This is a genomic window from uncultured Oceanicoccus sp., from assembly GCF_963968385.1.
Lineage (GTDB): Bacteria > Pseudomonadota > Gammaproteobacteria > Pseudomonadales > Dasaniaceae > Oceanicoccus.
The window spans coordinates 18878-28840 of sequence record NZ_CAXAHB010000016.1; the positions used below are offsets into that span (position 1 = coordinate 18878).

The 9963-nt window shown below is 49.1% G+C and carries 10 protein-coding genes; 3 read left to right on the plus strand and 7 right to left on the minus strand.

What is annotated here, in order from left to right; translation table 11 throughout:
• Positions 1-84 precede the first annotated feature (84 nt).
• The 3 genes from hslV to AACP44_RS03140 are packed head-to-tail and all read left to right on the plus strand — an operon-like array spanning position 85 to position 2383.
• Entirely contained in the window at positions 85-627 is a 543-nt protein-coding gene (gene hslV / locus AACP44_RS03130) for an ATP-dependent protease subunit HslV (RefSeq protein WP_339338913.1), read from the plus strand.
• A 30-nt stretch (positions 628-657) separates the two neighbouring features.
• Entirely contained in the window at positions 658-1974 is a 1317-nt protein-coding gene (hslU, locus tag AACP44_RS03135) for an ATP-dependent protease ATPase subunit HslU (protein ID WP_339338915.1), read from the plus strand.
• Positions 1975-1990: 16 nt separating this feature from the next.
• Positions 1991-2383 carry a DUF971 domain-containing protein gene (locus tag AACP44_RS03140; protein ID WP_339338917.1) on the plus strand — a complete coding sequence of 131 codons (393 nt, stop codon included), beginning with the start codon at positions 1991-1993 and terminating at the stop codon, positions 2381-2383.
• 12 nt (positions 2384-2395) lie between these two features.
• Here AACP44_RS03140 and dnaB read toward each other — a convergent pair whose 3' ends face one another.
• The 7 genes from dnaB to rnr form a co-directional block, all read right to left on the minus strand.
• Complete coding sequence (dnaB, locus tag AACP44_RS03145) at positions 2396-3745, minus strand: replicative DNA helicase (RefSeq protein ID WP_339338931.1); 1350 nt, start codon at positions 3743-3745, stop codon at positions 2396-2398.
• Positions 3746-4022: 277 nt separating this feature from the next.
• Positions 4023-4472: a 50S ribosomal protein L9 gene (gene rplI, locus AACP44_RS03150; protein WP_339338919.1), complete on the minus strand. Its 450-nt coding sequence runs from the start codon at positions 4470-4472 to the stop codon at positions 4023-4025.
• A gap of 75 nt (positions 4473-4547) precedes the next feature.
• Positions 4548-5399 carry a hypothetical protein gene (locus tag AACP44_RS03155; protein ID WP_339338921.1) on the minus strand — a complete coding sequence of 284 codons (852 nt, stop codon included), beginning with the start codon at positions 5397-5399 and terminating at the stop codon, positions 4548-4550.
• Positions 5400-5445: 46 nt separating this feature from the next.
• Positions 5446-5673, minus strand: a complete 228-nt coding sequence (gene rpsR, locus AACP44_RS03160) for a 30S ribosomal protein S18 (RefSeq protein ID WP_339338923.1) — start codon at positions 5671-5673, stop codon at positions 5446-5448.
• Between the two features lie 44 nt (positions 5674-5717).
• Complete coding sequence (gene rpsF, locus AACP44_RS03165) at positions 5718-6149, minus strand: 30S ribosomal protein S6 (protein WP_339338925.1); 432 nt, start codon at positions 6147-6149, stop codon at positions 5718-5720.
• Between the two features lie 168 nt (positions 6150-6317).
• On the minus strand, positions 6318-7079 hold the full coding sequence (gene rlmB / locus AACP44_RS03170; RefSeq protein WP_339338927.1) for a 23S rRNA (guanosine(2251)-2'-O)-methyltransferase RlmB: 762 nt from the start codon (positions 7077-7079) through the stop codon (positions 6318-6320).
• A 12-nt stretch (positions 7080-7091) separates the two neighbouring features.
• A complete protein-coding gene (gene rnr / locus AACP44_RS03175; RefSeq protein WP_339338929.1) occupies positions 7092-9476 on the minus strand; it encodes a ribonuclease R in 2385 nt (794 codons plus the stop codon).
• Positions 9477-9963 lie beyond the last annotated feature (487 nt).

The following is a 9963-nucleotide window of genomic DNA, read 5'->3' on the forward strand; positions in this document are numbered from 1 at the left end:
ACCTGCCCCCTGCAGGCTTGAAATCTAGCGCCAACACCCCCATATTGTTGCCAGTTATCTGTATTCCGCAAAGAGGAAGCCATCTTGGATCAATATCGAGGCACCACCATTCTTTCTGTTCGACGCAACGGCCAAGTGGTTATTGGCGGTGACGGACAGGTCTCCATGGGTAATACCGTGATGAAAGGCAATGCACGTAAAGTGCGTCGGCTGTATAACGAGCAAGTGATTGCAGGCTTTGCCGGTGGAACCGCCGATGCTTTTACCCTGTTTGAGCTATTTGAAGCCCAGCTGGAAAAATATCAGGGGCATCTGACCCGGGCCGCTGTAGAGCTGGCCAAAATGTGGCGTACCGAACGCTCTTTGCGTCAACTGGAAGCATTGCTGGCTGTCGCTGATAAAACCACCTCGTTGGTTATAACCGGTAACGGCGATGTTATTGAACCGGAAGATAATTTAATCGCTATCGGTTCCGGCGGACCCTTTGCGCAATCAGCCGCCAAAGCACTATTGGAAAACACCGATCTCAGTGCCAGAGATATTGTTGAAAAAGGTCTGGCGATTGCTGGTGACATTTGTGTATACACCAACCACAATCGAACTATCGAAGAATTAAACTGCGAATAAACCGCTATTTATAAAGTTACAGGAAATAACATGTCATCAATGACTCCACGAGAAATCGTTCACGAATTAGATCAACATATTATTGGTCAGGACAAAGCCAAGCGCGCCGTCGCCAACGCCCTGCGCAATCGCTGGCGCAGAATGCAACTCGATGAAGATTTGCGTGCGGAAATTACTCCCAAAAATATTTTAATGATTGGCCCCACCGGTGTCGGTAAAACAGAAATTGCCCGTCGTCTTGCCAAATTGGCCAACGCGCCTTTTATCAAAGTCGAAGCCACCAAATTTACTGAGGTGGGTTATGTTGGTCGCGATGTTGAATCGATTGTTCGCGATCTGGTTGATGTCTCGATCAAAATGTTGCGCGAACAGGAAATAAGCAAAGTGGAACACCGCGCGGCCAATGCTGCCGAAGAGCGCATTCTCGATGCACTAATTCCACCGGCGCGCGGTGACGAAGAGGAAAAAGAAACCTCTACCCGTCAAATATTCCGTAAAAAATTACGCGAAGGCGAGCTCGACGACAAAGAAATTGATATTGAAGTTAGCACCACGCCAATTGGTGTTGAGATTATGGCACCTCCGGGTATGGAGGAGATGACCAATCAATTGCAAAGCATGTTTTCCAATATCGGTAGCGACAAGAAAAAAACCAGCAAAATGACGGTCAAAGCTGCAATAAAAAAACTTCAGGAAGAAGAAGCCAGCAAACTGATTAACGAAGAAGCGTTAAAAAGTCGTGCGGTAGAAGCAGCCGAACAAAACGGCATCGTATTTTTAGATGAGTTGGATAAAGTCGCCAAACGCTCCGAAGGTGCCGGCGCCGATGTATCCCGCGAAGGTGTACAGCGTGACTTATTGCCTTTAATAGAAGGTTGTACGGTTAGCACCAAACACGGCATGTTAAAAACCGATCATATTTTATTTATTGCCTCCGGTGCATTCCACTTGGCCAAGCCCGCTGATTTAATTCCCGAACTGCAGGGCCGTTTACCGATTCGTGTTGAACTGGAAGCGCTATCACCGAATGATTTTGAACGTATTTTAACCGAGCCCAATGCCTCACTCACTGAACAGTATCAAGCGTTATTAAATACTGAAGGTTTAGCGGTTGAATTTACTGATGACGGCATTAGTCGTATTGCCGAAACCGCTTGGGAAGTGAATGAGCGTACCGAAAATATTGGCGCTCGTCGCTTGCATACTGTGATGGAACGGTTATTGGACGACGCCTCTTTTGATGCCACCGATAATAGCGACACCACGCTTACCGTTGACGCCAATTATGTTAGCGAAAAGCTAGGCGAACTGGCTAAAGACGAAGACCTAAGCCGATTTATTTTATAAATTCACTAGCGCAAACATGAATACCACTTGCCCAACTCCCAGTGATATCAAGCTACACACTCAGTCCAGATTATTGGAACTGATTTATAGTGACGGTGAACGCTATGAATTGAGTTGTGAATATTTGCGCGTGTATTCACCCTCGGCGGAAGTAAAGGGTCATGGCCCGGAGCAGGAAGTTTTACAAATCGGTAAAATCAACGTCAGCATTAATGCGATTGAGCCGGTGGGTAATTACGCACTGCAATTGGTTTTTAGTGACGGCCATAATTCAGGTATTTATTCTTGGGATTATCTCTATCAACTGGCTACCCATAAAGCAGCTTGGTGGCAGGATTATTTACAGCGCTTAAATAATGCCGGCGCCAGTCGCGACCCCAATATTCAAGTGGTAAAAATAGGTAAGTAGCTCAGTTCTAGCTTAGTAGTTGTCGCCTTGGCTACCAAAAGCCAAGTTATCAAAGCGGGTATAGTGGCCAACAAAGGACAGTTTGTAGTTGCCGGTGGGGCCATTGCGGTGCTTGCCGATAATAATCTCGGCAACCCCTTTATCGGCGCTGTCTTCGTTATAGTACTCATCGCGGTAAATAAACATAATGACATCGGCATCCTGCTCGATAGCACCGGATTCACGCAGGTCTGAGTTGATCGGGCGTTTGTTGGGACGCTGCTCCAGCGAGCGGTTTAACTGCGACAACGCAACCACTGGGCAGTTAAATTCTTTGGCAATCGCTTTAAGCGATCGCGATATCTCCGAGATTTCTGCGGTACGACCCTCGGAGGTACCGGCCACCTGCATCAACTGCAAGTAATCCACCATAATCATCGCCAAATCACCGTGCTCACGCACAATACGGCGAGCGCGGGAGCGCACTTCGGTGGGAGTTAAGGCTGGCGTATCATCAATAAACAGCGGCTTATCTTTCAGCTTGCTAACGGCAGTGGTGAGCTTTGGCCAATCTTCTTCATCCAGCTTGCCGGTTAGCACCTTACTCAAGTGAATACGGCCAATCGCCGAAATCATCCGCATAATAATCGCGCTGGCGGGCATTTCCATACTGAATATCATCACCGGCTTATCCTGAGCCATAATCGCGTTTTCGACCAGATTAACCGCAAAGGCGGTTTTACCCATAGAGGGTCTGGCGGCAACAATAATCAGGTCCGACTGTTGTAGTCCGGCAGTGGCCTCATCCAATTCGTTAAAGCCGGTGGTGACGCCGGTAATTTTGCTATCAGAGTTAAATAACTCGTCGATACGATCAACCGCGCCTTTTAATAGCGGGTTAACTGCTTGAGGGCCGCCGACTTTCGGGCGCTCCTCAGAGATTTGCATAATTTTGCGTTCCGCTTCATCCAGCAAATCACCACTGTCACGGCCTTCGGTATTATAGCCACTCTCGACAATATCATTGGCGACATTAATCATCGCGCGCAGGCTAGAGCGTTCCTGCACTACCTTGGCATAGGCGCGAATATTGGCTGCGCTGGGGGTATTATTAGCCAGCTCAGCCAGATAGCTCACGCCACCCACCTGCTCCAGCAGATCGTTGCTGCTAAGGGCTTCAGATAAGGTAATCACATCGACCGGCTCGCCAGCTTCTACCAGCTTGCCCATTTGGATAAAGATTTCGCGGTGGCTACCGCGATAGAAGTCTGCGGCAGTGACCTGATCAGCCACATCATCCCAGGCATCGTTAGCGATCATTAAGCCACCCAGCACCGACTGCTCGGCTTCAACCGAATGCGGGGGGATTTTAATATCCATCATCTCCGACTCACTGGCTAAGCCAAAGTCGAACACGTTATCCAGATTTGTGGGTGGGTCGTTGTCAGTATCCACAGCCATTCTTTATTGTATTGATCGCAAGGAAGCTTATGCTAACAGGAGATCGGCTTCGAGTAAGCAACTACCTGCCTTAAGGGCTAAAAAAGAGCAAAAAAAAACACACCAATCGTGTGACTGGGGTGCTTTTTTACCGATCCTGTCGTTGCCGCGAAGGCGAGGATCTAGCTTCTAGCTCGCGCGAGTGGCGACAAATAAGCGATTACTCTTCAGCAATAACCGCGACTTTAACCGCCTGAGTGACGTCCGAGTGCAGCTGAATATCAATCTCATAGTCGCCGATTTCGCGAATAACACCTGTCGGCAGACGCACTTCAGACTTGCTGACTTCAACGCCGGCTTTAGTGATAGCATCAGCCAGATCACGCGTACCGATAGAACCAAACAGCTTGCCTTCATCGCCAGCGTTGGCTTCGATAGTAATAGCCAGTTCAGCTAGTTGAGCACCGCGGGCTTCAGCAACGCCACGCTTTTCAGCAGCAGCAGCTTCTAACTCAGCACGACGTGCTTCAAAATCAGCGACATTGGTTTCAGTAGCTGGTACCGCTTTACCGTATGGGATTAAGTAGTTGCGGCCAAAACCGGCTTTAACACTGACTTTATCGCCAAGACCACCCAGCTTACCAACACTTTCCAGTAGAATAACTTGCATTGTTCTTACCCTCTATATATTCAGCTGTTGCCTCTGGCTGACAACTGATATGACTTTTATCTTTTAATCCGGACGCTAGCCTTTCGTTGCCACCCGCCCGCGAAAATTGATCCAACTGTCGATGATTGCCGCGATTAATAACAACGCCTTAACTGGGGCAAACAGTAGCCAGATAATGTAAAACATGGTCAGTACATTACTGCCTAGTTGCTTTTTAGCCGCCAGTCCATGCACTAAGGCAAAACCGGCAAACATAAATGGCAATGCCAAGATTACTGCCAACAAGCGATAATCCGAACCCAGTGCTGATAGCACCAAGCCAACCAGTAGTAGCGCAATGCTTAACGCTGGCGGCAACCTCAGGCCATGAAACTCGGCACTAAAGCCGCCCGGGTTATACAATACTGCTTGCCACCACCGCGCCAGTATCAAACACATCACCACCGTAAACGCATTGGTTAAGCCTAATAAACCCGCTACTTGCAACACGGTAGGTTGTATTAACTGCAACGGTGTTGATGCACTATTCTGACTTTGCAATTGCGCTAACGCATCGCTCAATAAACGCAGAATTTCTTCGATATAACCGCGTCCAAAAGTCAGTAACACTAAGGCGGTTACTAGCCCCGAAGTCACTCCGGCAACCAGTGCCCATGACCAAGAGTTGGTAGACCTCAACACGATTGCGGCCAACATGACCCCTAACAACGTGGTAACTGGCCCGGTATCACCCATAGCTGCCATAACCACAGCGGGTAACATCGCCCAAAGTAGTACCTGACTACCTTGGTTGGATCCTTTGCGCAGTGTGACCAAAGCAATCACAGCGGCGCCGACCCAAGCAAAAAAAACCGTTCCGGTAGCGAGCGCGGCAGCTATGACCGCCTCCGTACGCCCTCTCATCACATATTCAGCCAAAGCTTTCATTAATGACAGTACCGAAATTTAAATCATCGACCTTAAACCGACCTTATTATTTGTGCTGGTCAGTGTATGGCAATAAAGCCAAAAAACGTGCCCGCTTGATACAAGAAGACAATTGACGCTGATACTTGGCTTTTGTACCGGTAATACGGCTGGGTACAATTTTGCCAGTTTCAGAAATATAAGCTTTCAACGTATCCAAATCTTTATAATCAATCTGGTCAATACCTTCTGCTGTAAAACGGCAGAACTTACGACGACGGAAAAAACGTGCCATGGGATAACTCCTATCTGTTTACCTTACCCAAAAATGAAAGGCGATTATTCGCTAGCAGCTTCATCAGCTGCAGGGGCTTCTGCCGGGGCTTCTTCAGCGGCTGGGGCTGATTCTTCACGGCGCTCTGGACGTGCAGCACGACGCTCACGACTCTCTTTTTCGGCTTTCATAATGGGTGATTCCGCAGTGATTGCCTCATCCATAACCAAGACCAAGTTACGAATAACAGCATCGTTATAACGGAAATTGGTGGTTAACTCATCGATCGCTGCTTGATTGGCTTCTACATTCATTAGCGTGTAGTGAGCCTTGTGGATCTTATTGATAGGGTAAGCCAGATGACGACGACCCCAGTCTTCTAAACGGTGGATTTTACCGCCGTCTTTCTCGATCGCCTGGGTGTAGCGCTCGACCATGCCGGGCACTTGCTCTGACTGGTCCGGATGGACCAAAAATATAATTTCGTAATGACGCATAGCATCTCCTTACGGGTTAAGCCACCTGCTGATTCATTGAGGAACCCCAGTGTGACAAGGAGCCCCAGAGGTCTGATAAAACCGACTGCTGGGATTTAAGAGGCGCGGATTTTAGGGGAAATACTGCCATATAGCAAGAAACAATGGCTATAAAACAAACAAATACGGTTAAATGCCAGCTTCGGCAGACTGTCCGCCTCGCTGGCGAACCACCTCAAACAGACAGACTCCAGTGGCCACCGATACATTCAGGCTACTGACTGAACCTGCCATCGGCAATTTGACCAGAAAATCACAATTTTCCCGCGTTAAGCGACGCATCCCTTTGCCTTCAGCGCCCATCACCAAGGCCATCGCACCGCTAAAATCGGCATCATAAACACTCTGCTCGGCTTCACCGGCGGTACCGGTTATCCAGATACCCCGCGCCTGCAGATCCTGCAGGGTTCTGGCAAGGTTGGTGACCTGTATATACGGCATAACCTCGGCGGCGCCACAGGCAACTTTTCTAACCGTGCCATTGAGCGGAGCGGAATTATCTTTGGGGGCAATCACCGCATCGACACCGGCAGCATCGGCTGTTCGCAAACAGGCACCCAAATTATGCGGGTCCGTGACGCCATCAAGAATTAACAACAGTGGCTGATGCTCGAGGGTATCTAACAATTGCTTTAAATCGCGATCACGCAGGGTTTGTGCAGGCTTGGTTTTTGCCATAACGCCTTGATGATTGCCAGCTGCTTGCTCATCCAGCTCTTGTCGAGCAACGGTTTTACAGTGAATACCCAACGCTTTCGCCTGCTGCAATAAATCCTGCATGCGCTGATCATTGCGGCCTTGCTGCAACCACAACTCGTCAATACGGTTTGGCTGGCGCTGCAATACGGCGTTGACCGCATGAAAACCAAACACCCAATATATTTCACTCACAGCAACAATCACTCACTTCTGCTTGCGCGTTCTTTTACGAACGCCTTTACCGGCACCAGCCTTATTATCGCGCTTAGGCTTGGCGGCGGTTTTTTTATTGGCTGCCGGCTTTTTAGCTGTTGACGGCTTCGCCGATCTCGCCGAGCGCCGCTTGGCACGGCTAGCACCTTGTACCAGTTCCAGATCGATTTTTTTATCATCAAGGCTAACCCGGGCAACCTGCACGGTAACCTTATCACCCAGCTGAAAACTGCTACCACTGCGTTCACCCACCAACCGCTGCTTGGCGGCATCAAAATGATAATAGTCGCTATCTAAAGCACTAACGTGCACCAAGCCTTCAACGTAAACGCCAACCAACTCAACAAATAAACCAAAGCCGGTGACTGCAGCAATCACGCCTTCAAAATTTTCACCCACACGATCTTGCAGGTACTCACACTTTAACCAAGCCACTACATCACGGGTGGCATCATCGGCGCGACGCTCGGACATCGAGCACTGCTCACCCAATACCAGCAGCTCGGGCATACCATAGGGGTAAATCGTTGACTTGGCTAAAACCTTGGCGCCTTTTACCCGAGTAACTTGCTTGGTGCTGATCTTACTGCGCACGATATGGCGAATCGCTCGGTGAACTAACAGATCAGGATAGCGGCGAATCGGCGAAGTAAAATGACCATAGGCCTCATAGTTAAGCCCAAAATGACCGAGATTTTCCGGTTGATAAACCGCCTGACGCAAAGAACGCAATAACATGGTTTGAATAATAGGCGCATCGGGACGATCGCCTAGCTGTGACAGCAAACGCTGGTAATCGTCGGGCGTCGGTTTATCGCCGCCGCCCAAATCCAGCGCCAACTCACCTAGAAACTGACGCAGTGACGCCAGTTTTTCTTCAGTAGGCCCTTCGTGCACACGATACAAAGCCGGTACTTCATGGCCTTGTAAAAATTCAGCCGCCGCCACATTTGCCGCCAGCATGCACTCTTCAATAATTTTATGGGCATCGTTTCTGACTACAGGCACGATATCGGCAATCTTTCGGCCTTCACCAAAAACAATGCGCGTTTCAGTGGTTTCAAAATCAATGGCACCGCGTTTATTCCGAGCCTTACGCAGTGCTTTATACAGCTGGTACAACTGCTCAATATCCTTAACAACAGGCTTATATTCCTGACGCAGCGGTTTATATTGCGGGTCGGTTTTATCCAGTATCGAGCCAACTTTGTTATAAGTCAGCCGCGCATGAGAGTGCATCACCCCTTCAAAAAATTTATAGTCCGTCACCAGCCCCGTTTTACTGATGGTCATTTCACAAACCATGCATAACCGGTCAACCTCGGGCTTTAATGAACACAAACCATTGGACAGTGCTTCCGGTAACATCGGTACCACGCGTTCAGGGAAATAGACCGAATTGCCGCGCAGGGTAGCTTCTTGATCCAGAGCACTGCCCACCTGTACATAATGCGACACATCGGCGATGGCCACCCATAACGTCCATCCACCCAACAATTTTGATTCGCAATAGACCGCATCATCAAAATCACGAGCATCTTCACCGTCGATAGTGACAAAAGGTAACTGTCGCAAATCAACTCGGTGTAATTTATCGTCTGCCAAAGGCTCGGCCGATAAAGCCAAGGCTTCACGCTCAACCGCTTCTGGCCAAATATGCGGAATATCATGCGCGCGAATAGCGACATCAATTTCCATCCCCGGTGCCATATGTTCACCCAGCACTTCAACCACTCGTCCCGTTGGTGGCTTGCGCCAACCCGGTTGATGGGTAATCTCCACCATCACATATTGCTCAACTTCGGCATCAGCCACCGCTTCCCGCGGAATAATAATGTCATGGTTTATTCGGGCATTATCGGGCGTTACAAAAATCACCCCATTTTCATCAAATAAACGGCCCACTAACTGCCGAGTATTACGGTTGATCACATCAACAATGACGCCTTCTTTTTTACCCCGATAATCGTAACCGGCACTCCGGCAAATCACCTCATCGCCATCAAATACCGTGCTCATCTGGCGGCTATTAAGATATAAATCATCGCCACCCTCCTGAGGAATCAGAAACCCGTAACCATCGCGATGCGCCGACACCCTGCCCCGCACCAAGTCCATTTTATCAACCAGACCATAGGCGCCCTTGCGATTGCGCATCAGCTGACCATCACGTTCCATCGCTTTTAAACGACGCCGCAAGGCTTCAATATCCTGATAGTCTTTAAGCTGCAGCGCTTTGGTTAACTGGCTGCGATTCAGCGGGCCATCGGCCTGCTCAAGAAACTGCATAATAAATTCACGGCTGGGGATGGGCTGCTCGTAGTTTTGCGCTTCACGATCAGCATGAGGGTCTTTATCAGTTGGGCGTTTTGCCATAAGAAAGGGGAAGATCCGTTAGTTGTTATCTCTATCTTGGCTTCATTATACGCAACTATGGCATCAGCCGCTGTTTTATTGACAAAACGGGAGCTTACCAGCAAATTGCGCGCCTCATCTAAGGCGATACCGGCCCGAATTTATTGCCTAGGTTGTGACATTGGTAGACACGCTAGCCTCAGGTGCTCTAGCCTCAGGTGCTATCGCCACCGGTAATTTCGTATTTATCCATGGACAACAAACCGGCCGACAAGGTTAAATTGGGCAGGGGCAAGACATCAATTTGCAGGTCCAAACCAGAGACTTCGACTTCACCCTAGTTACCCACGATGGATCCCAGACCATTGGGGTCCGCCTGCAGGTTCTGTCAATCATCAACATGCGTCATCATGCGCAGACGCGAATCCCACAGAGCTGATTTCAAGCCTAATAGGCTGCCTTCATTATCCAATCAAGATTTTCACTGGAGCGATCCAACTTGGCATCA

Bases quoted from the DNA above. Each gene is read 5' to 3' on its own strand.
- hslU (WP_339338915.1), top strand. From the start codon at position 658: ATGTCATCAATGACTCCACGAGAAATCGTTCACGAATTAGATCAACAT.
- AACP44_RS03140 (WP_339338917.1), top strand. From the start codon at position 1,991: ATGAATACCACTTGCCCAACTCCCAGTGATATCAAGCTACACACTCAG.
- dnaB (WP_339338931.1), bottom strand. From the start codon at position 3,745: ATGATGGATATTAAAATCCCCCCGCATTCGGTTGAAGCCGAGCAGTCG.
- rplI (WP_339338919.1), bottom strand. From the start codon at position 4,472: ATGCAAGTTATTCTACTGGAAAGTGTTGGTAAGCTGGGTGGTCTTGGC.
- AACP44_RS03155 (WP_339338921.1), bottom strand. From the start codon at position 5,399: ATGAAAGCTTTGGCTGAATATGTGATGAGAGGGCGTACGGAGGCGGTC.
- rpsR (WP_339338923.1), bottom strand. From the start codon at position 5,673: ATGGCACGTTTTTTCCGTCGTCGTAAGTTCTGCCGTTTTACAGCAGAA.
- rpsF (WP_339338925.1), bottom strand. From the start codon at position 6,149: ATGCGTCATTACGAAATTATATTTTTGGTCCATCCGGACCAGTCAGAG.
- rnr (WP_339338929.1), bottom strand. From the start codon at position 9,476: ATGGCAAAACGCCCAACTGATAAAGACCCTCATGCTGATCGTGAAGCG.